The organism is Streptomyces sp. NPDC045678, assembly GCF_056432085.1.
On sequence record NZ_JBWKJS010000001.1, the window covers coordinates 513,563 to 540,058 of the forward strand.

19 protein-coding genes are annotated in these 26,496 nt (G+C 71.0%); 18 read left to right on the top strand and 1 reads right to left on the bottom strand.

Going from position 1 to position 26,496, the window contains the following annotated elements:
* Positions 1–116 precede the first annotated feature (116 nt).
* The 15 genes from AC07DO_RS02215 (at position 117) to obgE (ending at position 20,789) form a co-directional block, all read left to right on the top strand.
* A complete protein-coding gene (locus AC07DO_RS02215) occupies positions 117–1,136 on the top strand; it encodes a rod shape-determining protein (protein ID WP_030362602.1) in 1,020 nt (339 codons plus the stop codon).
* 163 nt (positions 1,137–1,299) lie between these two features.
* Positions 1,300–2,253, top strand: a complete 954-nt coding sequence (gene mreC, locus AC07DO_RS02220) for a rod shape-determining protein MreC (RefSeq protein WP_479056399.1) — start codon at positions 1,300–1,302, stop codon at positions 2,251–2,253.
* A 12-nt stretch (positions 2,254–2,265) separates the two neighbouring features.
* Positions 2,266–2,937, top strand: a complete 672-nt coding sequence (gene mreD, locus AC07DO_RS02225; RefSeq protein WP_479056401.1) for a rod shape-determining protein MreD — start codon at positions 2,266–2,268, stop codon at positions 2,935–2,937.
* Positions 2,934–5,108 (top strand): penicillin-binding protein 2, encoded by a 2,175-nt coding sequence (mrdA, locus tag AC07DO_RS02230; protein WP_479056402.1) that lies wholly within the window; start codon positions 2,934–2,936, stop codon positions 5,106–5,108. The genes mreD and mrdA overlap by 4 nt, the downstream gene beginning before the upstream one ends.
* Positions 5,108–6,304 (top strand): rod shape-determining protein RodA, encoded by a 1,197-nt coding sequence (gene rodA / locus AC07DO_RS02235; RefSeq protein ID WP_479056403.1) that lies wholly within the window; start codon positions 5,108–5,110, stop codon positions 6,302–6,304. The genes mrdA and rodA overlap by 1 nt, the downstream gene beginning before the upstream one ends.
* Before the next feature lie 59 nt (positions 6,305–6,363).
* A complete protein-coding gene (locus AC07DO_RS02240; protein WP_479056404.1) occupies positions 6,364–7,929 on the top strand; it encodes a CYTH and CHAD domain-containing protein in 1,566 nt (521 codons plus the stop codon).
* A 50-nt stretch (positions 7,930–7,979) separates the two neighbouring features.
* On the top strand, positions 7,980–9,905 hold the full coding sequence (locus tag AC07DO_RS02245; RefSeq protein WP_479056405.1) for a TIGR03960 family B12-binding radical SAM protein: 1,926 nt from the start codon (positions 7,980–7,982) through the stop codon (positions 9,903–9,905).
* Between the two features lie 12 nt (positions 9,906–9,917).
* On the top strand, positions 9,918–10,463 hold the full coding sequence (locus AC07DO_RS02250) for a GNAT family N-acetyltransferase (RefSeq protein ID WP_479056407.1): 546 nt from the start codon (positions 9,918–9,920) through the stop codon (positions 10,461–10,463).
* 6 nt (positions 10,464–10,469) lie between these two features.
* Positions 10,470–11,624, top strand: coding sequence for a hypothetical protein (locus tag AC07DO_RS02255; protein WP_479056408.1), 1,155 nt, complete (start codon positions 10,470–10,472; stop codon positions 11,622–11,624).
* Positions 11,625–11,671: 47 nt separating this feature from the next.
* Positions 11,672–12,469, top strand: a complete 798-nt coding sequence (locus AC07DO_RS02260) for a TIGR03936 family radical SAM-associated protein (protein WP_479056409.1) — start codon at positions 11,672–11,674, stop codon at positions 12,467–12,469.
* A gap of 231 nt (positions 12,470–12,700) precedes the next feature.
* Positions 12,701–16,834: an Rne/Rng family ribonuclease gene (locus tag AC07DO_RS02265; RefSeq protein ID WP_479056410.1), complete on the top strand. Its 4,134-nt coding sequence runs from the start codon at positions 12,701–12,703 to the stop codon at positions 16,832–16,834.
* A 222-nt stretch (positions 16,835–17,056) separates the two neighbouring features.
* The gene (locus AC07DO_RS02270) at positions 17,057–18,409 is read left to right on the top strand and encodes a phospholipase D-like domain-containing protein (protein ID WP_479056411.1); all 1,353 of its coding nucleotides are present in this window, start codon (positions 17,057–17,059) and stop codon (positions 18,407–18,409) included.
* A 186-nt stretch (positions 18,410–18,595) separates the two neighbouring features.
* On the top strand, positions 18,596–18,916 hold the full coding sequence (gene rplU / locus AC07DO_RS02275; RefSeq protein WP_055566950.1) for a 50S ribosomal protein L21: 321 nt from the start codon (positions 18,596–18,598) through the stop codon (positions 18,914–18,916).
* A gap of 14 nt (positions 18,917–18,930) precedes the next feature.
* The gene (gene rpmA / locus AC07DO_RS02280) at positions 18,931–19,185 is read left to right on the top strand and encodes a 50S ribosomal protein L27 (RefSeq protein WP_150167684.1); all 255 of its coding nucleotides are present in this window, start codon (positions 18,931–18,933) and stop codon (positions 19,183–19,185) included.
* Positions 19,186–19,340: 155 nt separating this feature from the next.
* Positions 19,341–20,789, top strand: coding sequence for a GTPase ObgE (obgE, locus tag AC07DO_RS02285; protein ID WP_479056412.1), 1,449 nt, complete (start codon positions 19,341–19,343; stop codon positions 20,787–20,789).
* 94 nt (positions 20,790–20,883) lie between these two features.
* On the opposite strand, the gene AC07DO_RS02290 is transcribed toward obgE, so the two are convergent.
* A complete protein-coding gene (locus AC07DO_RS02290) occupies positions 20,884–22,974 on the bottom strand; it encodes a hypothetical protein (protein WP_479056413.1) in 2,091 nt (696 codons plus the stop codon).
* A 303-nt stretch (positions 22,975–23,277) separates the two neighbouring features.
* On the opposite strand from AC07DO_RS02290, the gene proB reads away from it, so the two are divergent.
* The 3 genes from proB (at position 23,278) to AC07DO_RS02305 (ending at position 26,490) form a co-directional block, all read left to right on the top strand.
* Entirely contained in the window at positions 23,278–24,405 is a 1,128-nt protein-coding gene (gene proB, locus AC07DO_RS02295; RefSeq protein ID WP_479056415.1) for a glutamate 5-kinase, read from the top strand.
* Between the two features lie 224 nt (positions 24,406–24,629).
* Positions 24,630–25,109: a hypothetical protein gene (locus tag AC07DO_RS02300; RefSeq protein WP_479057499.1), complete on the top strand. Its 480-nt coding sequence runs from the start codon at positions 24,630–24,632 to the stop codon at positions 25,107–25,109.
* An 88-nt stretch (positions 25,110–25,197) separates the two neighbouring features.
* A complete protein-coding gene (locus AC07DO_RS02305) occupies positions 25,198–26,490 on the top strand; it encodes a glutamate-5-semialdehyde dehydrogenase (protein ID WP_479056417.1) in 1,293 nt (430 codons plus the stop codon).
* Positions 26,491–26,496: the final 6 nt, after the last annotated feature.

Below are 26,496 nucleotides of genomic sequence, written 5' to 3' on the forward strand. Positions count from 1 at the left end.
GCGCAGCCGAGACTACGATGGAAGCCTCCACTGCCACACAGCACCCACCTCGCCTACCTAAAAAGCCATCACACGCTCCACTAGGGAAGGCCAGACGCATCCTCATGGGGAACAACATGTCGTTCATCGGCCGTGACATGGCTGTCGACCTCGGGACCGCCAACACGCTGGTGTACGTCAGGGGTCGGGGGATCGTACTCAACGAGCCGTCCGTCGTCGCGATCAACACCAACACCGGTGGCATCCTCGCGGTCGGCGCAGAAGCGAAGAAGATGATCGGGCGCACGCCCGGCAACATCGTCGCGGTGCGCCCACTGAAGGACGGCGTGATCGCCGACTTCGAGATCACCGAGCGCATGCTCCGCTACTTCATCCTGAAGATCCACAAGCGGCGCTACCTCGCCCGTCCGCGTGTCGTCGTCTGCGTGCCCTCCGGCATCACGGGTGTCGAGCGCCGCGCCGTCATCGAGGCCTCCTCGCAGGCCGGCGCGCGTCAGGTGCACATCATCGAGGAGCCCATGGCCGCGGCCATCGGTTCCGGCCTCCCGGTCCACGAGGCCACGGGCAACATGGTGGTCGACATCGGCGGCGGCACCACCGAGGTGGCGGTCATCAGCCTCGGCGGAATCGTCACGGCACAGTCGATCCGCGTCGCCGGCGACGAGCTGGACAACGCGATCATCCAGCACATCAAGAAGGAGTACTCCCTCCTCCTCGGCGAGCGCACCGCCGAACAGATCAAGATCACCATCGGCTCGGCGTACGACATGGACGCCGACGAGCACACCGAGATCCGCGGCCGGGACCTGGTCTCCGGGCTGCCCAAGACCGTCGTCATCTCCGCCGCCGAGGTCCGCAAGGCCATCGAGGAGCCGGTCAACGCGATCGTCGACGCGGTCAAGACCACCCTCGACAAGTGCCCGCCCGAGCTGTCGGGTGACGTCATGGACCGAGGCATCGTTCTCACCGGTGGCGGCGCCCTGCTCCGCGGCCTCGACGAGCGACTGCGCCGGGAGACCGGCATGCCGATCCACATCGCCGAGGACCCGCTGGACAGCGTGGCGCTCGGCTCCGGAAAGTGTGTCGAGGAGTTCGAGGCGTTGCAGCAGGTGCTGGACGCCCAGCCGCGCAGATGATCTGACGCGTGAAGATCCGCCGTACGAGTGCCTGTCGACTCGTGCGGCGGATCGTTGATATAGAGGCAAGACACGCAATTCCCATAAGGCACGACAATTCCCCAGAACCTCGTGGAACCCGCAGATTCCACGGAATCCGATTGAGGAAGGCACGCCGCCGCACGTGAGGGACACACGAGAGAGCCGGCTGCTCCTGGTGCTGCTGGTCGCCATCGCGTTCGCTTTGATCACGGTGGACATCCGCGGCGGCGAGGACTCACCGGTCGACGGTGCCCGCCAGGCCGCCGCCACCGTCTTCGGGCCGGTCGAGGAGGGCATGTCCTCCGCCGTCGACCCGATCGGCAACGCCATCGGCGCGGTGCGCGACTCCGGTGAACGCCACAACCGCATCGCCGAACTGGAGCGCCAGAACGCCGCGCTGAAGGCCAAGCTCGGCAGCGACGACCGCAACCGCAGCCGCGTACGCCAGCTCGACAGCATGCTGAAGACAGCAGGCGCAGGGCAGTACGGCATCAAGGGCGCCGAGGTCATCGGGATAGGAGCGGCCCAGGGCTTCTCCTGGACCGTCACCATCGACGCGGGCGCCAACGACGGCATCAAGCGCGACATGACCGTCCTGAACGGCGACGGCCTGGTCGGCCGCGTCACCACGGTCGGCCCGAACACCGCGACCGTCCTGCTCGCCAACGACCCCGACTTCACCGTCGGCACCCGCATGGAGAAGACCGACGAGCTCGGCTTCGCCACCGGACAGGGCGATCGTCCGCTCTCCGTCCAGCTGCTCAACGGCAAGGCCGAGGTCGAGAAGGGCGACCGCCTGGTCACCTTCGGCTCGCGCAAGGACAAGCCGTTCGTGCCGGGCGTCCCGGTCGGCGAGATCGTCCGCGTCGACCCGTCGGGCGGCGACCTCACCCGCAACGTCTACGTGAAGCCGTACGTCGGGTTCACCAAGCTCGACATCGTCGGCGTCGTCGTCGAAGCACCCCGCGAGGACCCGCGCGACACGGTCCTGCCGAAGAAGCCCGAAAAGCCCAAGCCGACCCCGACGGTGACCGTCACGGCCACCCCGTCGGGCCGGCCGGTGGACGGCGCCGACGCAGGCAACGACGAGCAGTAGGAGACCGGACCCATGCGCTTCAACCGAATCCTGCTGTCCGCCGCCCTCGTCGTCGTCGCCCTGGTCATCCAGGTCAGCGTCCTGGCGCGGCTCCAGCTGCCGGGCGCGGTCCCGGACCTCGTCCTGCTCACCGTCCTCGGCCTCGCCCTGGTCTACGGCCACGTCGGCGGCGCCCTCGTCGGCTTCGGCGCGGGCCTCCTCGCCGACCTCGCGCCGCCCGCCGACCACGCAGCGGGCCGGTACGCGCTGGTGCTCTGCGTCATCGGCTACCTCGCGGGCCTCGCCAAGCCCGACGGCGGCCGGCTCCGCTCCGCCACCGGACCGCTCGTCGTGGTCGTCAGCGCCGCCATCGGCTCGACACTGCTGTACGCGGGCGTCGGCTCCCTCGTCGGCGACACCGCCGCCCGCCATGTGGGCCTGGTCGGGCTCCTGTTCACCGCCGCGCTCTACGACCTGCTGCTCGCGCCGTTCACCGTGCCGCTGATCATCGCGCTGGCCCGGCGCGCCGACAACGACCCGCTGGGGGAGAACTCGCCGGCCAACAAGTCCTCCGACGTCTCCTCCGGCTGGCTCTCGTCCGGCACCGGGCTGAGCATCGGCAACCAGCGCGGCGGCCTGCGGGCGAAGGCGGCCAAGGCCCGCGTGGCCCGCGCCGGACGCATCAAGGGGGTCAAGCGCCTGTGACCAACATCCCCGAGACCGGACGGACCCCGCGCGTCCAGATCCGCCTCGTCATCATCCAGATCCTCGTCCTCTCCCTCCTGTTCACCCTCGGCGGCCGCCTCTGGTACCTCCAGGTCCGCAACGGCGACGAGTACGCCGAGGAGGCCTCCGGCAACCACGTCCAGCAGGTCGTCCAGCCCGCCGTGCGCGGCTCGATCCTGGACGCCCGGGGCGTGCCCATCGCCGACAACGAGACCCGCCTCGTCGTCTCCGCGTCCCGCACCGACCTGATGAAGATGAAGGACGACGGCAAGGCGGTCCTCGCCAAGCTCGCCGACGTCCTCGACATGAAGCCCGAGGACGTCGAGGGCAAGGTCCGCCTCTGCGACGCCAAGACGCCGCAGCCCTGCTGGAACGGCTCGCCGTACCAGCCCATCCCGATCACCGACGAGGCGACGCCCAAGCAGGCCCTGCAGATCCGCGAGCGCTCCGAGGACTTCCCCGGCATCACCGCCGAACCCACGGCCGTGCGACGCTACGCCGCCCCCGGCAAGTCCAACACCGCCCAGGTCCTCGGCTACCTCTCGCCCGTCACGGACGAGGAGATCAAGAAGGCCGAGAACACCGACTCGCCGTTCCTCCGCTCGGACATGGTGGGCCGCTCCGGCCTGGAGCGCACGTACGACAAGCAGCTGCGCGGCAAGGCCGGCGTGACCCGCTACGAAGTGGACAATCTCGGCCGTGTCATCGGCGAGGCCGAGTCGGACGACGCGCGGCCCGGGGCGAACGTCGTCACCAGCATCGACGCGCGCGTGCAGGCCGTCTCCGAGTACTGGCTGAACGACGCGATGAAGAAGGCCCGCAAGGAGTTCGACAAGAACACCAACGAAAACTACAAGGCGGACGCGGGCGCCGTCGTCGTCATGGAGAACAAGACAGGACGCATCGTCTCCATGGCCTCCAACCCGTCGTACGACCCGAACGCCTGGGTCGGCGGCATCTCCGGCAAGGACTACGCCCGGCTCACCGGCAAGAAGTCCAACTACCCGCTGCTGAACCGCGCCATCCAGGGCCAGGCCGCCCCCGGCTCCATCTTCAAGGTCATCCCGACGACCGCCGCGGTCAACGCGGGCTACGACTTCAACGGCCGCTACCCGTGCCCCAGCTCGTACTCCATCGGCGGCCAGACCTTCAAGAACTACGAGTCCAAGGGTCACGGCTCCATCAGCCTCGGCCAGGCACTCGAGGTCTCCTGCGACACCGTCTTCTACAAGCTGTCGCACGACCAGTGGCGCAAGGACGGCGGCAACAAGCCGGTCAAGGACCCCAAGGACTGGTTCTACAAGACCGCCCACCAGTTCGGCCTCGGCAAGGAGACCGGCATCGACCTCCCCAACGAGGTCACAGGACGCGTCCCCGACCGCCAGTGGAAGAAGGACTACTGGAAGGCCAACAAGGACGCCTGGTGCAAGCAGGGCAAGAAGAGCGGCGGCGACTACGCCGAACGCATCGCCTACGAGAACTGCCTCGAAGGCATGAAGATGCGCGCCGGTGACTCCGTCAACTACTCCATCGGCCAGGGCGACACCCTCGTGACGCCCATACAGATGGCCACGATCTACTCGGCCATCGCCAACGGCGGCACCCTGTACGACCCCACCGTCGGCAAGGCGATCGTCAGCGCCGACGGCCGGCAGGTCGAGGAGATCGCGCCCAAGTCGCACGGCAAGCTGCCGTTCGACGCCAAGACGCAGAAGGACATAGACGGTGCCCTCGCCGACGTCGCCACGCGCGGCACGGCGGCCTGGCGGTTCCAGGGATGGCCGCAGGACAAGATCCCGATGCACGCCAAGACCGGTACCGCCGAGGTCTACGGCAAGCAGACCACCTCGTGGTTCGCGACGTACACCAAGGACTACACGATCGTCATGACGATCTCCCAGGGCGGTACGGGCTCCGGCGCCTCCGGCCCCGCCGTCCGCCAGATCTACAACGCGATCTACGGCCTGGACGACGAGGGCAAGCAGGACGCGAAGAAGGCCCTCCTGCCCGAGCCGCAGAAGAACCTGCCGAAGATCAAGCCCGACGGCTCCATCGCCTCCCCGAAGATCAAGCCGTACAAGCCCGCGGCCCCCAAGCCGCCGGCCGAGCAGCAACTGGCCGGCCCGCCGGCCGACTGGAGGCGCGACTGATGACCGGCAGCGGCTTCTCCGTCTCCGGGTACGGCCCGGAGCGCTCCGGGGTGTCGCGGCTCCTGGCCCGCGACTCGATAGTGCGCCGGCTCGACTGGCCGATGCTGCTCGCGGCGATCGCCCTCTCCGGGATCGGCACCGCGCTCGTCTACTCGGCGACCCGCAACCGCACCGAGCTCGTCGGCGACGACCCGTACTCCTTCGCGCTCAAGCACGTCCTGAACACCGGCATCGGCTTCGCCCTGATGATCGGCACCGTCTGGCTCGGCCACCGCACCCTGCGCACGGCCGTGCCGATCCTCTACGGCATCTCCGTCTTCCTGGTCCTGCTCGTCCTCACCCCGCTCGGCGCGACGATCAACGGCGCGCACGCGTGGATCGTGCTCGGCGGCGGCTTCTCGCTCCAGCCCTCCGAGTTCGTGAAGATCACGATCATCCTGGGCATGGCGATGCTGCTCGCGGCCCGCGTCGACGCGGGCGACCGCGACCACCCCGACCACCGCACCGTCCTCCAGGCCCTCGGCCTGGCCGCCGTCCCGATAATGATCGTCCTGCTCATGCCCGACCTCGGTTCGGTCATGGTGATGGCGATGATCGTGCTCGGCGTGCTGCTCGCCTCCGGCGCCTCCAACCGCTGGGTGTTCGGGCTGCTCGGCGCGGGCGTCGCCGGTGCGGTCGCCATATGGCAGCTGGGCGTCCTCGACGACTACCAGATCGCGCGCTTCGCGGCCTTCGCCAACCCCGCCCTCGACCCGGCGGGCGTCGGCTACAACACCAACCAGGCACGCATCGCGATCGGCTCGGGCGGGCTGACCGGCACCGGCCTCTTCAAGGGCTCGCAGACCACCGGCCAGTTCGTCCCCGAGCAGCAGACCGACTTCGTGTTCACCGTCGCCGGCGAGGAGCTCGGCTTCATGGGCGCGGGCGCGATCCTGGTCCTGCTCGGCGTCGTCCTGTGGCGCGCCTGCCGCATCGCCCGTGAGACCACCGAGCTCTACGGCACCGTCGTCGCCGCCGGAATCATCGCGTGGTTCGCCTTCCAGTCCTTCGAGAACATCGGGATGACCCTCGGCATCATGCCGGTCGCGGGTCTTCCGCTGCCCTTCGTCTCGTACGGAGGATCATCGATGTTCGCGGTCTGGGTGGCCGTCGGACTGCTCCAGTCGATCAAGGTGCAACGACCGATGTCGGCCTAGTCGACGCCGGTGTCGCCCCAGCCATGTTTGCCTTCCGATTTCGCGTCTAGATTCAATTCATGGCGGAGACGAAGCGCGAGATCGAGCGGAAGTACGACGTCACAGCGGGCACGGAGCTGCCGGACCTCTCCGGAGTCACCGGGGTCACGGGCGTCGTCGACAAAGGCACGGCGGACCTGGACGCCGTCTACTGGGACACCCCCGACCAGCGGCTCGCGGCGGCCTCCATCACGCTGCGCCGGCGCACCGGAGGCCACGACGCGGGCTGGCACCTGAAGCTTCCCGTGTCGCTCGCCGACGGCGTGCGCGACGAGATCCACGCGCCGCTCTCGGACACGGTGCCGCGCGCCCTGCTCGGTCTCGTGCGCGCCCGGGTGCGCGAGGCCGAACTGGTGCCGCTGCTGCGCCTGGAGACCACACGGCACGTGTGGCACCTCGTCGACGCGGAGGGCACCCTGCTCGCCGAGGTCAGCCTCGACGCGGTCCGCGCCGAGCGGTGCACCCCCGGCGGCGAGCGCATCGGCTGGTCCGAACTGGAGGTCGAGCTCGCCGACGACGGCGACCCGCAGCTGCTCGACAAGGTCGACAAGAAGCTCCGCAAAGCGGGCGTCGAACGCTCGCCGTGGTCCTCGAAGCTGAACCGGGCCCTGCGCACGACAGCACCGATGGACCCCGAGACCCAGTGCACCGACGACGAGGGCACGGGCCACGCCGTCGTCCACCTGGAGGACGACACACCCGTCTCCTCCGGAGACCACGTCCTCGCTCGTCTCCGCACCCAGCGCGACGCCCTCGTATCGCTCGACCCCGCCGTCCGCCGCGACCTGCCCGACTCCGTGCACCAGATGCGGGTCGCCACGAGGCGGCTGCGCAGCGCCTTCAAGTCGTACCGGAAGATCCTCGACCGCACGGTCACCGACCCCATCGGTGAGGAGCTCAAGTGGCTCGCCGCCGAGCTGGGCGTCGACCGCGACCAGGAAGTCCTCACCGAACGGCTCACCGAGCGCATCGGCGCGGTGCCAAGGACCCTCCTCCTCGGCCCGGTGCGCGGACGCCTGCGCATCTGGACCGTCGCCCGCGGCGCGGGCTCCCGGCGCAGGACGGTCGCCGTCCTGGAGAGCAAGCGCTACCTCGCCCTCCTCGACAACCTCGACGCCCTCATCGCCGCGCCCCCGCTGCGCCCCGCGGCCACCGCGCCGCCCGAGAAGGCGCTCGTCAAGGCGGCCCTCAAGGACTACGCCCGCCTCGCCACCCGTATCGAACACGCCCTCAGCCTGCCCCCGGGCCCGGAGCGCGACGTCGCCCTGCACGAGGCCCGCAAGGCCGCCAAGCGCGCCCGGTACGCGGGCGAGGCCGCGAAACCCGCGCTCGGAAAGCCCGCGAAGCGGTTCGCCCGACGGATGAAGTCCGTCCAGAAGGTGCTCGGCGACCACCAGGACAGCGTCGTCGCGCGCGAGGCCCTGCGCGCCCTGGCCATACAGGCACACCTGGCGGGGGAGTCCGCGTTCACCTGGGGCGTGCTGTACGGCCAGGAGGAGGCGGTGGGCGCGAACCGTGAGCGGGAACTGCCCGAGGTGTGGGCCGAGGCGTCCCGGGCGAAAGTGCGGTCGGCGCTGGGGAGCTGAACGCCGGGGTACGCTTGATGGTCACCCCTGCCAGCTCATGAAGGTCCGCGATGTCTGCCGAATCGGTCTTCCCACAGCTCGAAGCTCTGCTCCCGCATGTGCAGAAGCCCATCCAGTACGTCGGCGGTGAGCTGAACTCCACCGTCAAACCGTGGGAGTCCTGCGACGTCCGCTGGGCGCTCATGTACCCGGACGCGTACGAGGTGGGGCTGCCCAACCAGGGCGTCATGATCCTCTACGAGGTCCTCAACGAGCGCGAGGGCGTGCTCGCCGAGCGCACCTACAGCGTCTGGCCCGACCTGGAGGCCCTGATGCGCGAGCACCGGGTCCCCCAGTTCACCGTCGACTCGCACCGCCCCGTCGGTGCCTTCGACGTCTTCGGCCTGAGCTTCTCCACCGAGCTCGGGTACACGAACATGCTGACCGCCCTGGACCTCGCGGGCATCCCGCTGGAGTCCAAGGACCGCACCGTCGAGGACCCGATCGTCCTCGCCGGCGGTCACGCCGCCTTCAACCCCGAGCCGATCGCGGAGTTCATCGACGCCGCGATCATCGGCGACGGCGAGCAGGCCGTGCTCGACATGACGGAGATCATCCGCGCCTGGAAGGCCGAGGGCCGCCCCGGAGGCCGCGAGGAGGTCCTCTTCCGCCTCGCCAGGACCGGCTCCGTCTACGTCCCGCGGTTCTACGACGTCGAGTACCTCCCGGACGGCCGCATCGGCCGCGTCGTCCCCAACCGCAGCGGCGTGCCGTGGCGCGTGTCCAAGCACACCGTCATGGACCTCGACGAGTGGCCCTACCCCAAGCAGCCCCTCGTCCCGCTCGCCGAGACCGTCCACGAGCGCATGTCCGTGGAGATCTTCCGCGGCTGCACCCGCGGCTGCCGTTTCTGCCAGGCCGGCATGATCACGCGCCCCGTGCGGGAGCGAAGCATCACCGGCATCGGCGACATGGTCGACAAGGGTCTCAAGGCGACCGGCTTCGAAGAGGTCGGCCTGCTCTCGCTCTCCTCCGCCGACCACAGCGAGATCGCCGAGGTCGCCAAGGGCCTCGCCGACCGGTACGAGGAGGACAAGATCGGTCTGTCCCTCCCCTCGACCCGCGTCGACGCCTTCAACGTGGACCTCGCCAACGAGCTGACCAGGAACGGCCGCCGGTCGGGCCTGACCTTCGCCCCCGAGGGCGGCTCCGAGCGCATGCGCAAGGTCATCAACAAGATGGTGTCCGAGGAAGACCTCATCCGCACCGTCTCGACGGCGTACGGCAACGGCTGGCGCCAGGTGAAGCTGTACTTCATGTGCGGCCTGCCCACCGAGACCGACGACGACGTCCTCCAGATCGCCGACATGGCGACGAAGGTCATCCAGAAGGGCCGCGAGGTCTCCGGCTCGAACGACATCCGCTGCACGGTGTCGATCGGCGGCTTCGTGCCGAAGCCCCACACCCCGTTCCAGTGGGCCCCGCAGCTCTCCTCCGAGGAGACCGACGCCCGCCTGGAGAAGCTCCGCGACAAGATCCGCGGCGACAAGAAGTACGGCCGCTCGATCGGCTTCCGCTACCACGACGGCAAGCCCGGCATCGTCGAGGGCCTGCTCTCGCGCGGCGACCGCCGCATCGGCGCCGTCATCCGCGCCGTCTACGAAGAGGGCGGCCGCTTCGACGGCTGGCGCGAGCACTTCTCGTACGAGCGCTGGATGCGGTGTGCCGAGAAGACGCTGCCCGAGATGGGCGTCGACATCGACTGGTACACCACGCGCGAGCGCACCTACGAAGAAGTGCTGCCCTGGGACCACCTGGACTCCGGTCTCGACAAGGACTGGCTCTGGGAGGACTGGCAGGACTCGCTCGACGAGACCGAGGTCGAGGACTGCCGCTGGACCCCGTGCTTCGACTGCGGCGTCTGCCCGCAGATGGACACGCACATCCAGATCGGCCCCACCGGCAAGAAGCTCCTGCCGCTCACCGTCGTGAAGTAGCCGGACCCTCAATTGCCGCAACTCGCCCTGCCCACCGGCCTGGTGCACCGCTCCTACATCGCCGCGATGGAGGAGTTCCGGGCCGAGGGGCGGGGCGGGCCCGACGACGACACGACGCTCGGCGCGACCCTGCGCGACTACGGGCGGCGCTGGCGGGACCCCGCGGTCTTCGAGGCGTACGTCGCCGAGGTCCGTGCCGCCGCGCACCCCGCCGAAGCGCACTCCGTCCCCGTCACCACGCTCTGGTACGTCGACGACGCCGACTACCTCGGCAGGATCACCATCCGGCACACCATCGCCACCCGCTTCCTGCGCGAGTACGGCGGCCACATCGGCTACGACGTCCGCCCCTCCGCCCGACGCCGCGGCCACGCCACCGACATGCTGCGCGCCTGCCTCCCGCACGCCGCCGGACTCGGCCTGGAATCCGTCCTGGTGACCTGCGACACCGACAACATCGGCTCGCGCAAGGTCATCGAGGCGGCGGGCGGCACGTTCGAGGACGAACGCAGCGGGAAACTGCGGTACTGGATCCGAACCGGCGCCGCGCGCGTCTAGGACGACATGGACCTGGAAAAACGGCCTGACCCTCAGGTCGCGCAGCCCGTGGCGCCCACGCAGCCCGCAGTGCCCGCGCAGCCCGCGCCGCCCGTGGCTCCCGCGCAGGCCGACGGCTGTCTCGCCGTGGCGATCCGCATCCCGGTGCGGATCGTCGTGCTCGTGCTCGTCGTCCCCGTGCGCCTGCTGTGGGACGCGCTCGCCGTGTGCGGCAACTTCCTCTACCGCAACGCGCTGCGTCCCGTCGGCCGGGGCATCGGCACCGTACTGACGTGGCTGTGCAAGGCCGTCTTCGTGTGGCCGTGGGTCGGCCTGTGGCGGTATGTGCTCGTGCCGGTCGGCAAGGGCCTCGGTCGGCTGGGCCACGGCCTGCTCGTCGTCCCCGTGATGTGGCTCTACGCGCGCGTGCTGACCCCCATCGGCCACGGCATCGCCTGGCTGGGCCGGGTCCTCCTCGTCATCCCGGCGACGTGGCTCTACGCGCGCGTGCTGACGCCGGTCGGCCACGCCCTGTGGGCCGGCCTCGTATGGCTGGGCAAGGCCGTGTTCGTGTGGCCCTGGGTGGGCCTGTGGCGGTACGTGGTCGTGCCGGTCGGCATCGGGATCGCCTGGCTGGTCCGTACGCTGATCGTGGTGCCCGCCGTCTGGCTGTACAAGGCCGTGCTCACACCGGCCGGACGCGGCATCACCACGCTGCTCCGCCTGCTCTTCGTCGTGCCCCTCGTCGCCCTGTGGCGCTGGGTGCTCGCCCCCGTCGGGAGGGCGGTCGCCGTCGTCGCGCGGGAGATCGCCGACGCCTTCGGACACGCCTGGCGCATCGCCGGGCACATCTCCCTCGTCGTGGGCCGCTTCCTCGGCACACTCCTTCGGTGGATCTTCGTCGAGCCGGTCCGGTGGGCGTACCGCACCGTGCTCACGCCCCTCGGGCACGTCATCCGCGACACCCTGTGGAACCCCGTCGCCGCGGCCGCCCGGAGCGTCCGCCGCACGACGCGGCGGGCGCTCGCCTCGGCCAGGGACACCGTCCGCCAGGCCCGCGCCGACGTACGGCGGACGCTGTTCGGAGCGCCGCGCGAGCCGGTCCCGGTGGCCCGGCGGGAACCCGACACGCCCGAGACACGTACTCTAGGCAGCAGTACGACCGCACTCATGAAGGACTGACGACACTGGGCAAGCGACAGCCCGTAGGCCCGCCGCCCGCACCCGCGGTGCAGCGCATCCGCCTGCGCTACACCAAGCGCGGCCGCCTCCGGTTCACCAGCCACCGTGACTTCCAGCGCGCCTTCGAGCGTGCGCTGCGCCGCGCCGAGGTGCCCATGGCGTACTCGGCGGGGTTCACCCCGCACCCCAAGGTGTCGTACGCCAATGCCGCACCCACCGGCACGGGCAGTGAGGCCGAGTACCTGGAGATCGCGCTCACCGCACCGCGCGACCCGGACAAGCTCCGTGAGCTCCTCGACGAGTCGATGCCCGCCGGGCTCGACATCATCGACGCCGTCGAGTCCCGCACCTCGGGACTCGCCGACCGGCTGACGGCGTCCGTCTGGGAGCTGCGCCTGGACGGCGTGGAGCCCGCGGTGGCGCGGCGCGCCGCCGAGCAGTTCACGACGGCCGAGAAGGTCGAGGTCCAGCGCCGCACGAAGAACGGCATGCGCACCTTCGACGCACGCGAGGCCGTGGTGAGCCTGACGACCGTCGACGGCGGACCGTCCGCCGACGATGCTGATAGGCCGAGCGACAAGCCCTGTGCGATACTGCGGCTGGTTGTTCGGCACGTGACACCTGCCGTACGACCTGACGACGTCCTGTCCGGTCTCCGAGCTGTGGCCGACCTGGCGCCGCCGGTCCCCGCAGCGGTGACCAGGCTGGCGCAGGGGCTTTTCGATGAAGAGACCGGCACGGTGACCGACCCGCTCGCGCCCGACCGCGAGGCAGACACGGCCGCTCCACCCACGGCCGCCGTACCTGCCGCCGCGAAGGTGCCGGCGCCGGAAGGCCCCCGGTAAGGACGTACGTCACCGCGCAGCCCTCGTACTCGGGAGCCACCTGGGTCGGGCAGCGCACTGACCGAGACTTTCGCCAGGCCGTCCGCACATGGGCGTACGGAACCGGCGAGACAAGACATAGAGCTCCCGTGCGGCGCCCACGCCCCCGGATGGCGGCCCCGCGCACAGCGCGAGCCGCGACATCACCGGATCAGGCGCGGCGCCCGGGAGCGTGACGGGAGAACCGCCCGCATGCTTGAGCCGAACGAACCCACCGAGGGCTCGGACAACAACACCCCCAGCGACACCCTGCCGCCGCGCCGCAAGCGCCGCGCCGCATCGCGTCCGGCGGGTCCGCCGACCGGCGCCGCCGAAGCCGCGGCTCCGGCCATACCGGCCACCCCCGCCGCCGAAGAGGCTCCCGCCGCCGCGGCGGCCGACGAGCCCGCGCAGACGCCCGAGCCCGCGGAGGCTCCCGCCGCGCGCCCGCGCCGCCGTGCCTCCCGCCGCGCCTCCGCCCCGGCGGGCGCGCCGCAGACCGCCGAGGCGACGGAACCCGCCGCCGCGCCCGCGCCCGCCGCCGAGGCGGCACCGGAGGCCGCCCCGCAGGAGGAGGCCGCGGAGGCCCCCGCCGCGCGCCCGCGCCGCCGTGCCACCCGCCGCGCCTCCGCCCCCGCCGGCGCTCCGCAGGCCGCCGAGGAGGCCCCCGCGCAGACCGAGCCGGTCGCCGAGCCCGTCGCCGAGGAGGACGCGCCCAAGGGACGTACGCGCCGTCGTGCGACCCGCGCCGCGGCCCCCGCCGCCGAGCCGCAGACCACCGCCGAGGAGACGGCCGCCGCCGTCGAAGAGGCCCCCGCGCAGGCTCAGCCGGTCGCCGAGGAGGACGCGCCCAAGGGGCGTGCGCGCCGTCGCGCGACCCGCGGCGCCTCCGCGCCCGCCGGTGCGCCGCAGGCCGCCGAGCACGAGGTGGCCGCCAAGTTCGCCGACCAGCCGGCCGCCGTCGAGAAGGCCCCGGCCGACGAAGCCGCCGCAGAGGCCGCCGAGGACGACGCGCCCCGCGGCCGTCGCCGCCGCGCCACCCGCAAGACCGCGGCCACCGGGTTCTCCGCGCCGTCCGCGCACAAGGCCCGCAAGGCCCAGCGCGCCGAGGAGTCCGGCGAGGACGGCGGCCGCAAGCCCGCCCGCCCCGCCGTCGCCGTCTTCCAGGCCCCGGTGTTCGCCGAGCCGATGTTCCAGACCCCGGAGCGCGCCGCCGCGGCGGCCGCCGCCGAGGCCGCCGAGGACACGCCCGCCGAACCCGAGCCCGAGCCCACGCCCGCCCCCGTCGCGGAGGAGGAGACGACGCCGCGCCGTCGCCGCCGCCGTCGCGCCGCGGACGAGCAGCCCGTCGCCGAGGAGCGCGAGCCGGTCAAGGCCGCCCCCGTCGAGGAGCAGCCGGCCGAGGAGCCCGAGGAGGCCGCCGCCGAGCAGGCCGACTCCGACGACGACACGGAGGAGTCCGGCGAGCGCCAGGGCCGCCGTCGCCGTCGCGGTGGCCGCCGCCGTCGCCGCGGTGACTCCGCCGACCAGGACAGCGAGCAGAACGACGCGTCGGGCGACTCCGACGACGCCGAGCAGCAGGATCGCTCCGACGACGGCGCGTCCGACGACGCCGACGAGTCCGATGAGCCCGACGACGCCCAGGCCGCCGACGACGCCGCGGAGTCCAACGGCGCCGGTTCCAGCAGCAGCCGTCGCCGTCGCCGCCGTCGTCGGCGCGCCGGTGACTCCGCCGAGGGCGAGCCGGGCGACGGCGACCCCGAGCGCACGGTCGTCAAGGTCCGCGAGCCCCGCAAGAAGGAGGAGCGCGAGCTTGGCACCGGCGCCGACGAGGTCCAGTCCATCAAGGGCTCGACCCGCCTCGAGGCCAAGAAGCAGCGCCGCCGCGAGGGTCGCGAGCAGGGCCGCCGCCGCGTCCCGATCATCACGGAGGCCGAGTTCCTGGCCCGCCGCGAGGCCGTCGAGCGCGTCATGGTCGTCCGCCAGAACGGCGAGCGCACCCAGATCGGCGTCCTCGAGGACAACGTGCTCGTGGAGCACTACGTCAACAAGGAACAGGCCACCTCATACGTCGGCAACGTCTACCTGGGCAAGGTCCAGAACGTGCTGCCGTCCATGGAGGCCGCGTTCATCGACATCGGCAAGGGCCGCAACGCCGTCCTGTACGCCGGTGAGGTCAACTTCGAGGCGCTCGGGATGGCCAACGGCCCCCGCCGCATCGAGTCCGCCCTGAAGTCCGGCCAGTCGGTCCTCGTGCAGGTCACGAAGGACCCGATCGGCCACAAGGGCGCCCGTCTGACCAGCCAGGTCTCGCTGCCGGGCCGCTACCTGGTCTACGTGCCCGAGGGCTCGATGACCGGCATCAGCCGCAAGCTGCCCGACACCGAGCGCGCACGTCTGAAGACCATCCTCAAGAAGATCGTCCCCGAGGACGCGGGCGTCATCGTGCGCACCGCGGCCGAGGGCGCGAGCGAGGACGAACTGCGCCGCGACGTCGAGCGGCTCCAGGGGCAGTGGGAGGACATCCAGAAGAAGGCGAAGGCGATCTCCACGAGCTCGCCGAGCCTCCTGTACGGCGAGCCGGACATGACCGTCCGCGTCGTCCGCGACATCTTCAACGAGGACTTCTCCAAGGTCATCGTCAGCGGCGACGACGCGTGGCAGACCATCCACGGCTACGTCTCGCACGTCGCGCCCGACCTGGCGGACCGCCTCTCCAGGTGGACGTCCGAGGTCGACGTCTTCGCGACGTACCGGATCGACGAGCAGCTCGCCAAGGCCCTGGACCGTAAGGTCTGGCTGCCGAGCGGCGGCTCGCTGGTGATCGACAAGACCGAGGCGATGATCGTCGTCGACGTCAACACCGGCAAGTTCACCGGGCAGGGCGGCAACCTCGAAGAGACCGTGACGAGGAACAACCTCGAAGCGGCCGAGGAGATCGTGCGCCAGCTGCGCCTGCGCGACCTGGGCGGCATCGTCGTCATCGACTTCATCGACATGGTCCTGGAGTCGAACAGGGACCTGGTCCTGCGCCGCCTCCTGGAGTGCCTGGGCCGGGACAGGACCAAGCACCAGGTCGCCGAGGTCACCTCGCTCGGCCTGGTCCAGATGACCCGCAAGCGTGTCGGACAGGGCCTCCTGGAGTCCTTCTCCGAGACCTGCGTGCACTGCAACGGCCGCGGCGTCATCGTGCACATGGAGCAGCCCACCTCCGCCGGTGGCGGCGGCAAGCGCAAGAAGCGCGGCCGTGGCGGCTCGGACCAGCAGGACCACGGTCACGAGCACACGCACGAGGTGGAGACGGCGGACGTCGCCGAGCCGGAGACCGAGACCGCGGCGGAGGTCGCGGCCGAGGTCGCCGCTCCGGTGGCGCTGCCCGAGCCCGAGTTCGTCGCGGACGAGGAGCTCTACAGCAGCGCGGCCGAGGCCGAGGCCGCCGCGTCGTCCCGCGGCCGTTCGCGGCGGCGCGCGACGCGCCGGGCGTCGGCTCCGGCGGGCGCTCCCCGCGCGGAGACCGCTCCCGCGGAGCAGGCCCCGCAGGCCGACGCTCCGCAGGCGGACGCTCCCACGGACGAGGCTCCGAAGGCCGCGAAGAAGTCGGGCAGGAAGGCCAAGGCCGCCCAGAAGGCGGAGCGTGCCGCGAAGGCCGCGGCCAAGGACGCCGAGGTCCCGGTCGTCGAGTCCGATGTCGCCCGTTCCGAGGCCCCGGCCGTCGAGGACCCGATGGTGGGCAGCCCCGCGGCCGTCGAGGCGGCGCAGGAGGCACACGCCGAGGCCGCCGCGGCCCCCGAGGCGCCGGTGGACGACGCCGCGCCGAAGGGACGTACGCGCCGCCGTGCGGTCCGCAAGGCGACGTCGCCCGCGGGTTCGCCGAAGGCCGCCGAGCCCGAGGCCACCGAGGTCGTCGTGACGGAGGCCCCGAAGGCGGAGCAGGTCGCCGAGCCGGTGACCGAGCCGGTGACCGGCACCGTCGAGGCGCCCGTCGCCGACGCCGCGCCGCCGCGTCCGCGCCGCCGTGCGGTGCGCAAGGCCGCCGCGCCGACCGCGTCCGCCGAGGCGGCCGTCATGGTCGTCCCGTCGGCGGAGAAGCCGGCCGAGCAGCCCGCCGAGAAGGCCGCGACGGAGTCCGAGGCACCCGCCGAGGAAGCCGCTCCGGCCAAGAAGACGGCGCGCAAGACGGCTGCCAAGAAGGCGCCCGCGAAGAAGACGGCCGCAAAGAAGACCGCGGCCAAGAAGACGGCCGCCAAGAAGACGACGGCCAAGAAGGCGACGAAGGCGACGGCGAAGAAGGCCGCGGCGGCGGAGCAGACGCCGTCCGGCGTCTCCGCCAGCGCCGACGAGGCCTGACCCCTTCGCGCACCGGTGCCCCCTGCCCGACGGTCCTCCGTCGGGCAGGGGGCACCGGTGTGTCCGGCAAATGAGTCATTACACCCCGAAAGTGTGAAGGCGCTGCCCCGGCCTTGGAGCGCGGGGGAGTACCTGTAAAACTCTTGAGGTCTGATAAATGAACAGGGGCGTGAGCACGCGTGTGGGGAGACGGCGTGCACGCGTCCGGGGGAGGGATGACTGATGGCGCATGCGCGCCTGCGAGGCACGGGACGACACCGTGCGGTGAAACCGGTCAGGGGCGGCCGTCAGGCGGTGGCTCTTGCCACGGTCCTTTCGGCGGCCGGGATCCAGGCCGCGGGGTCCGTGGGGACCGCGTCGGCGGACGCCGGGCCCACCTGGACCGAAGGGCCGATCTTCAACGACCCGAAGGGCGACGTCGACGCGCAGTACGCGATCCGCTCCCGCCTGATCGAGCTGACGAACTCCGCCGTGCCCGGCTCGACGATCAAGGTCGCTGTCTACCACGTGTGGGAGGCCTCGGTCGTCAACGCGCTCGTCGACGCCAAGAACCGCGGCGTCCACGTGCAGATGCTGCTCGACGAGACCAGCAAGAGCGACCGGCCCACGAACACCTCGTACAACACGCTGAAGACGGCGCTCGGCACGGACAAGACCAAGTCGTCCTTCGTGTCGCTGTGCCCGACGGGGAAGTCCTGTCTGGGCGCCCCGAGGTACGGCAAGTCGATCATGCACAACAAGTTCTGGCTGTTCTCGGAGGTCGAGGGCGCCAAGGACGTGGTCGTGCAGACCACCTCGAACTCGACGCCCTCGGCGCACACCAAGTTCTTCAACGACGCGCTGCTGCTGCCGAACAACCCCGCCATGTACGACGCGTACGCGGACTACTTCACGGACATGCTCGGCAAGCGCTGGGCCGACTGGGACTACCGCACGGTCAGCAGCGGTCGCTACAAGGCGTACTTCTTCCCGCGCAACGGCACGGTCAACGAGACCGACACCATGTACTCGGTCCTGAACAACGTGAAGTGCACGTACAAGGACGCCGCGGGCGTCACGCAGCACACCAAGGTCCGCGCCGCGATCTTCAAGATCACACGGAAGCAGATCGCCGACAAGCTCGTCTCGCTGAAGAAGGCCGGCTGCTCGGTGAGCATCCTGTACGCGGAGACGGACAGCGCCAAGAGCCAGGGCGGCACCCCGGGCACCTGGGAGCAGCTGCACACGTCGGGCGGCCCCTCGGTGCGCTGCTACAACGACGACAGGGACCCGCTGCACCCCGGCTCCCGCCTCGCGGCGCCGTACATCATCCACTCGAAGTACCTGCTGGTCGACGGCGTGTACGACGGCAAGCGGAACAAGGTCTCCTTCACCGGCTCGCAGAACTACACGGCGCCGGCGCTGCGCGAGAACGACGAGGCGATCGTCAAGATCGACGACGACTCGGTGCACGATACGTACCGCTCGCACTTCGACCGCACGCGGGCCGTGGCCTGGCCGGGCAGCGCCGACAAGACGGACCTGTGCAAGGGCGTCAAGCCGCTGCCGCCGGACGGTGAGAAGCCGGTCACGTGACGGGGGAGCGGGGCCGGTTTGACCCTTCCGGGGCAGCCCCGTAACCTTGACCGTCGGCGTGTTCCTATGCGCGCCCGCCCCCTGTAAACCCTTTTCCTCTCGTGGCCCCGGCTGTGAGAGAGGCCGTTCCGCTTCTGCGGGCGGCTGGACTGCGGGGGTCCCGTTCCGAGCGAGAGAGAGATCCGCGTGTACGCCATCGTGCGCAGCGGTGGTCGTCAGCACAAGGTTGCTGTCGACGACATCGTTGAGGTTGACAAGATTTCCACTGCCAAGGTTGGCGACACGGTCGAGCTCTCGACCCTGCTCGTTGTCGACGGCGACGCTGTGACCAGCGACCCGTGGGTGCTGGCCGGCATCAAGGTCCAGGCCGAGGTCGTGGACCACCACAAGGGTGCGAAGATCGACATCCTTCGCTACAAGAACAAGACCGGTTACCGCCGTCGTCAGGGTCACCGTCAGCAGTACACGGCGATCAAGATCACCGGTATCCCCACGGCTGCGAAGTAAGGGACTGAGACAAGATGGCACACAAGAAGGGCGCATCGTCCACTCGGAACGGGCGCGATTCCAATGCTCAGCGGCTCGGCGTGAAGCGCTTCGGCGGTCAGCTCGTCAACGCCGGTGAGATCCTGGTCCGCCAGCGCGGCACCCACTTCCACCCGGGCTCGGGCGTCGGCCGCGGCAAGGACGACACCCTGTTCGCGCTGGACGCCGGTGCGGTGGAGTTCGGTACCCACCGTGGCCGCAAGGTCGTGAACATCGTTCCGGCCGCCTGAGTCCGTCTCTTCTGACTGATCAGGCGCTCGTCGAGCGAGTTCTGCGAGGGCGGACCTCTCTTCCCGGTGATCGGGAAGCGGGTCCGCCTTTCGCGTGTTGTAAATGGTTACAACACAGCTAAGACATTTCCGTTAGTTTCTGGAGGCACCGAACCATGACCACCTTCGTGGACCGCGTTGAGCTGCACGCCGCCGCGGGTAACGGAGGCCACGGCTGTGCCTCCGTCCACCGTGAGAAGTTCAAGCCGCTCGGCGGTCCCGACGGCGGGAACGGCGGCCGCGGCGGCGACGTGATCCTGGTCGTCGACCAGGACGTCACCACGCTCCTCGACTACCACCACAGCCCGCACCGCAAGGCCACCAACGGCCAGCCCGGCGCCGGCGACAACCGCTCCGGCAAGGACGGCCAGGACCTGGTCCTGCCCGTGCCGGACGGCACGGTCGTCCTCGACAAGGAGGGCAACGTCCTCGCCGACCTGGTCGGCCAGGGCACCACCTTCGTCGCGGGCCAGGGCGGCCGCGGCGGCCTCGGAAACGCGGCGCTGGCCTCCGCCCGCCGCAAGGCCCCCGGCTTCGCGCTGCTCGGTGTGCCCGGCGAGGAGCGGGACGTCGTCCTCGAGCTCAAGACCGTCGCCGACGTGGCGCTGGTGGGCTACCCGAGCGCCGGCAAGTCCTCGCTGATCTCCGTGCTGAGCGCGGCGAAGCCGAAGATCGCGGACTACCCGTTCACGACGCTGGTCCCCAACCTCGGCGTGGTCACGGCAGGATCGACCGTCTACACGGTCGCCGACGTGCCCGGTCTCATCCCTGGCGCCAGCCAGGGCCGCGGCCTCGGCCTGGAGTTCCTCCGGCACGTCGAGCGCTGCAGTGTGCTCGTCCACGTGCTCGACACGGCGACCCTGGAGTCCGACCGCGACCCCGTCTCCGACCTCGACGTCATCGAGGCCGAGCTGCGGGAGTACGGCGCGGGCCTGGAGAACCGGCCGCGCCTCGTCGTCCTGAACAAGATCGACGTACCCGACGGACAGGACCTCGCCGACCTGGTCAGGCCCGACCTGGAGGCGCGCGGCTACCGCGTCTTCGAGGTGTCCGCCGTCGCCCACAAGGGCCTCAAGGAGCTCTCGTTCGCCCTCGCCGAGCTGGTCGGCGAGGCGCGTGCCGCGAAGCCGAAGGAGGAGGCGACCCGCATCGTCATCCGCCCCAAGGCCGTGGACGACAGCGGCTTCACGGTCACCCGCGAGGAGGTCGGCGGCGAGCCGCTGTACCGCGTGCGCGGCGAGAAGCCGGAGCGCTGGGTGCGCCAGACCGACTTCAACAACGACGAGGCCGTCGGCTACCTCGCGGACCGCCTCAGCCGCCTCGGCGTCGAGGAAGAGCTGATGAAGGCGGGCGCCCGCAACGGCGACGGCGTCGCCATCGGCCCCGAGGAGAACGCGGTCGTCTTCGACTGGGAGCCGACGATGATGGCGGGCGCGGAGATGCTCGGCCGCCGTGGCGAGGACCACCGCCTCGAAGCGCCCCGCCCGGCCGCACAGCGCCGCAGGGACCGCGAGGCGGAGCGGGACGAGGCGCAGAAGGAGTACGACGACTTCAAGCCCTTCTAGCACTCCCCGCTGGAACCGCCGTACGGACAGACGACAGGGGCCCCGGAGCTTGCAAGCTCCGGGGCCCCTGTCGCGTGTGTCCGCGTGCGGACGGTCACGCCGTGACCGAGTCCTCCGCGCCGTTCGACTCGGACGGGTCCTGCGCCATCTCCTCCGCCGCTTCCTCCGCGACGCGCTGGCCCGGGATGTCCGCGTCGACGCGGGTGGCCATGCGGACGCGACGGGCGTCGGCCTTGGCGCTCAGTGCGAGGGCCGCCGCGTTGAAGCGGACCAGGGAAGGCGGGTCCGAGGGGCCCAGGAGGTGCTCCTTGAGCTCCGCGCGGGCCTCGGCGTGGGAGTCGAGCTCCGGCGTGCGTACGGCCTTCAGGAGGGCGGCCACGCCCTCCGCCTCGGGCGTCAGGATCGTCGCGGCGGACGCCGTCGGGAAGCTCGCGCGGAACTCCGCCTCGGACATGCCCGCCGTGTTGGCGACCGCGTACGGCTTCTCACTGCTCAGCCAGTCCGAGACGACCGAGGAGACGTCGCTGATCAGCAGGTCGGCCTGGTTGAAGCAGTTGAAGATCGCGGGACGCGCGGTGGTGATGATCTGGTGCTCCCACTCGGGGAACGACGCCCAGAACGCGGTCTCCCACGCGGCCGTCGCGGCCGCCACCGCCGCCTGCTGGTCGCCCTCGGGGGCGCCCTGGAGCATCATGCGCTCCTGTTCGTCCGCGCTCTTGCGGAAGGACCGCGCGGTCAGCCGGTCCAGCTCCGCGGTGCGGCGGACCAGCTCGGCCGCGGCCTCGGCGCCGGGGCGGGCACCGGACCGCTTGGCGTTGGCGGCCAGGATCATCGCCTTGATGCGCTCGTTCGCGGCGCCCGCCGCCGGGTTCTGCGAGCCGGTCATCGGGTGCGGCTTGTAGAGGAGGCGCACGCTCGGGTCCGCGAGGAGCTCACGGACGATGTTCTCGCCGGCCAGGACCACCGAGGTGTTGCCGGGGTTGCCGTCCCAGCCCTCCCAGGTGGGGGCGTACAGCACGGTCGTGTACGCGCCGGTGGGCGCGCCCGCGTACGGGCGGATCGGCGACAGCTGCGGGCGGCCGACCTCGACGACGTCCTTGTCCTCGACGCCGATGTCCGCGAGCTGGTAGCGGTCGCGGGCCGCGGGGCCCGCCACCCACACCTCGTCGTACGCCTTCGCGTACGGGTTGCAGGAGGAGAGCTTGTCGCTCTCGCCGTGGTTGATGAAGGCGTGCTTGATCGTCGGGATGCGCAGGACCTGCGAGGTCTTCGCGGCGTTCGCCGGGTGCAGCATCGTCTTCAGCGTCGACGTCTCCAGGGAGAACATCGTGGCGACCTTCGGGAAGCAGATGATCGGGACGTCCGTCGCGTCGATCTTCTGGACCATGAAGCGCTCGCGCAGCACGATCAGCGGCTTGCCGTCGAGCTCGGAGAGCGTGGAGAGCCACATGTTCGCCTGGTACGCGGACGTGGAGCCGCCGGAGAAGTACATCGCGACGGTCGGCTTGTAGGCCGCGAGCCACTCGTCGAGCCACTCCATGACCTTCTGGTCGTTCTTCGCCCGCTTCTTCGGGAGCAGCCAGGTGGCCAGGTACAGCGCGCCCGCCCCGATCAGTACGAGGGAGACGGCGAGCCCGATGCCGCCCCAGTACGCGTCGGTGGTCGCCGCGGTCACCAGCAGGCCGACCGTCGTCGGGACCGAGAAGGTCAGCAGGCGGTGGGCCTGGCGGCGGGAGAGGATCCGCGGCGGGGCGGCCGTCAGGTGCAGCTTCGACGTGTCGATGTTGCGCGTGACGATCGGCAGCGAACGGGTGCGGCGCACCAGCACGGCGACGGCCTGGCAGCCGAAGTGCAGGGCGTAGAAGGTGAGCAGCCCGATCGTCAGCGGCGACTGCTCGGCCAGCGGCTCGATGCCGTCTATGCGCAGCAGGCCGACCAGGATCAGCATGTCGCGCAGGAGCTGGCGCACCGTGACGTCGAAGCGGATCTTGCCAAGGAGGGAGAGGAGGCCCGGCTGCTTGTACTGCAGATAGATGTCGAGCGCGAGGTTCGCGGCGGCCGCGGCGACGAACACCGGGACGTAGGGGATCAGCGCGGTCGCGAGCTGCGTCGCGAAGAGCGCGAACATCGCGAACAGCGCTGTCAGCTGCACGATGCGTCGGGGGGCGAGTCCGGCAGAGGGCACGGGCTTTGGCTCCTGGCGGGGATGAAGAGGGGATGGGGGGGAAATCCGAGAAGAGTCGAAAGTCGACCACTGACCGTATGACGCGCAGTGGGTCCCTAGCAATCTTCCGTGACGTCAATCACCGGATAAAGGGGCAAAGGGACTGAACCTCGAAGGTGTTTTTCGCCTCTGACGGGAATACGCCCACCCGCCTCCGCGGCCCGGTCCGCGCCTCGGAATGGGCAGGCGCCCGGCCCGGGCCCTCACGTAGATTGCAGGTCCGGGACCGCGGGTCCGGGGCATCGGGATCATTTGGGGAAGAGCGTGGCATCGGCAAGGCAGTCAGTGGCAGAGGCCCGGCGGGTCGTCGTCAAGGTCGGGTCGTCGTCCCTGACCACCGCATCGGGGGGCCTGGACGCGGACCGTGTTGACGCCCTCGTCGACGTGCTCGCCAAGAGCCGCGACGGCGGCCTGCGCGAGATCGTGCTCGTCTCCTCCGGCGCCATCGCCGCGGGACTCTCCCCGCTCGGCCTCGTGCGCCGTCCCAAGGACCTCGCCCGCCAGCAGGCCGCGGCCAGCGTCGGCCAAGGCCTGCTCGTGGCCCGCTACACCGCTTCCTTCGCGCGTTACGGCGTACGGGTCGGGCAGGTGCTCCTCACCTCCGACGACATGGCCCGCAGGGCCCACCACCGCAACGCCTCGCGCACCCTCGACCAGCTGCTCGCCATGGGCGCGCTGCCCGTCGTGAACGAGAACGACACCGTGGCGACCGACGAGATCCGCTTCGGCGACAACGACCGGCTCGCCGCCCTCGTCGCCCACCTCGTCCGTGCCGACCTCCTCGTCCTCCTCTCCGACGTGGACGGCCTCTACGACGGCGACCCCGCGAAGCCCGGCACCTCCCGCATCGACGAGGTCACGGGCCCCGCCGACATGGCGCACGTCGAGATCGGCAGCGCGGGCAAGGCCGGCGTCGGCACCGGCGGCATGGTCACCAAGGTCGAGGCCGCCCGGATCGCCGCCGCCGCCGGCATCCCGGTCGTCCTGACCTCCGCGAGCCAGGCAGGGGACGCCCTCGCGGGCCGCGCCACCGGCACGTACTTCCACCGCACGGGACGCCGCTCCGCCGACCGTCTCCTGTGGCTGCAGCACGCCTCCGAGCCGCGGGGGGCCCTCACCCTGGACGACGGGGCGGTGCGCGCGGTCGTCGAGGGGCGCAAGTCGCTGCTGCCTGCCGGGATCGCCGCCGTGGAGGGGGAGTTCACCGCGGGCGACCCCGTCGAGCTGCGGGACGCCGCGGGCCGTGCGGTGGCGCGCGGTCTGGTGAACTTCGACGCCAAGGAGATCCCGTTGCTCATCGGTCGCTCCACACGGGACCTCGCCAAGGAACTCGGACCTGCGTACGAGCGGGAAGTCGTGCACCGGGACGACCTCGTCCTGCTGCCCGGATAGCGCTCGGAAAAGCCCCAGGTCGCGTCGGACCGTCCGTCCCGCACGCCTCGTACGCCCCGGCTGAAAACCATCGCGCACGGCCCCCGCCGACCGGCCCGCGGAAGGTGAAACTCCCCAAAACCGCCCCGCGGGACTGCTTGGCCTGCTCAACTTTGTTGAAGACAGTTCTGCACGACCGTTGCGTATCGGCACACCATTGCGTAAAGGAGGCCGTCGTGAGACGAGTGCGCCCTGGGGCGGCGTCCCGCGGCTCGGCTGAGCGGGCGCTGACGAGCGTCGCCGCGGGGACGGCGTACGAGAGCGATCCGCACGGGCCACGCGCGGCCGACGCGGGTGAGAGCCGGGAGAGCGAGCCGGTGGAGACGCCCCGCCTCTGGCACGTCACGCTGAGCGTCTCGGGCACCGAAGCTCCGTTGGACGAGGTCAGGCGGGGTCTCGAACAGCTCGCCCACGATCATCCCTTTCTGCTGACCAGCAGGTACGCGCCGGACCACGCCGAGATCCGCTACTGGGAGGAGGCCCGTGACCTGCACGACGCGGCCGCGGTCGCCCTGCGCCTGTGGGGCGAACACCGGCAGAGCGCCCAGCTGCCGCCGTGGGAGATCGTGGGGCTCGAAGTGATCGGACGCGACACATATCACCAACGCGTCGCGGAGGGTTACGGACCGTTACCGGCCACCCCGGTCGGCGTGCACCCCTTTTGAGCCGTAGTCGCACGGCAGACCGGCCGGACCGGTCTCGGGAAGTGGAACAGCGGGTGGACGCCCCGCACACGGGGATTACCCTGCGGGCATGACGTCGCTCTCTCCCGTCTCGCCCTACGACAACCTCTCGCCGGTCGCCCAGACCGCCTACCGCGCCCGCGGCGCCGCCGCCACGCTCGCCCCGCTGCCGCGCTCCGCCAAGGACGACGCGCTGCTCGCGATCGCCGACGCGCTCGAGGTGCGGACCGCCGAGATCGTCGAGGCCAACGGCAAGGACACGGAGCGCGCCCGCGAGGCCGGCACCAGCGAGTCCATCGTCGACCGCCTCACCCTCACCCCCGAGCGGGTCCGCGCCATCGCCGCCGACGTGCGCGACGTGGCCGCCCTGCCCGACCCGGTCGGCGAGGTCGTCCGCGGCTCGACGCTCCCCAACGGCATCGACCTGCGCCAGGTCCGCGTCCCGCTCGGCGTCGTCGGGATCATCTACGAGGCCCGCCCGAACGTCACCGTGGACGCGGCGGCCCTCTGCCTGAAGTCCGGCAACGCCGTACTGCTCCGCGGCTCGTCCTCGGCGTACGCGTCGAACACGGCCCTCGTGCGCGTCCTGCGCGACGCGGTGCACGGCGCAGGGCTGCCCGCCGACGCCGTCCAGCTCGTCCCCGGCGAGAACCGCGACTCCGTGCGCGAGCTCATGCGCGCCCGCGGCCTCGTCGACGTCCTCATCCCGCGCGGCGGCGCCTCGCTGATCAAGACGGTCGTCGAGGAGTCCACCGTCCCCGTCATCGAGACCGGCACCGGCAACTGCCACGTCTACGTGGACGCCGCGGCCGACCTCGACATGGCCGTCGACATCCTCATCAACTCCAAGGCGCAGCGCCCCAGCGTCTGCAACGCCGCCGAGACCCTGCTCGTGCACCGGGACATCGCCGACGCGTTCCTGCCGCGCGCCCTGGACGCCCTCGCCGAGGCCGGCGTCACCGTCCACGCCGACGAGCGCGTCATCACGTACGCCGAGGGCAGCAAGGCCACCGTCGTCCCCGCGACCACCGAGGACTGGGAGACCGAGTACCTCTCGTACGACATCGCGGCCGCCGTCGTCGACACGCTGGAGCAGGCCGTCGAGCACATCCGGCTGTGGACCTCCGGGCACACCGAGGCCATCGTCACCACCTCGCAGCAGGCCGCCCGCCGCTTCACCCAGCTCGTCGACTCCACCACGGTCGCCGTGAACGCCTCGACGCGCTTCACCGACGGCGGCCAGTTCGGCTTCGGTGCCGAGATCGGTATCTCGACCCAGAAGCTGCACGCGCGCGGTCCGATGGGGCTGCCCGAGCTGACCTCCACCAAGTACATCGTCACGGGTGACGGTCACATCCGCTGAATTCCC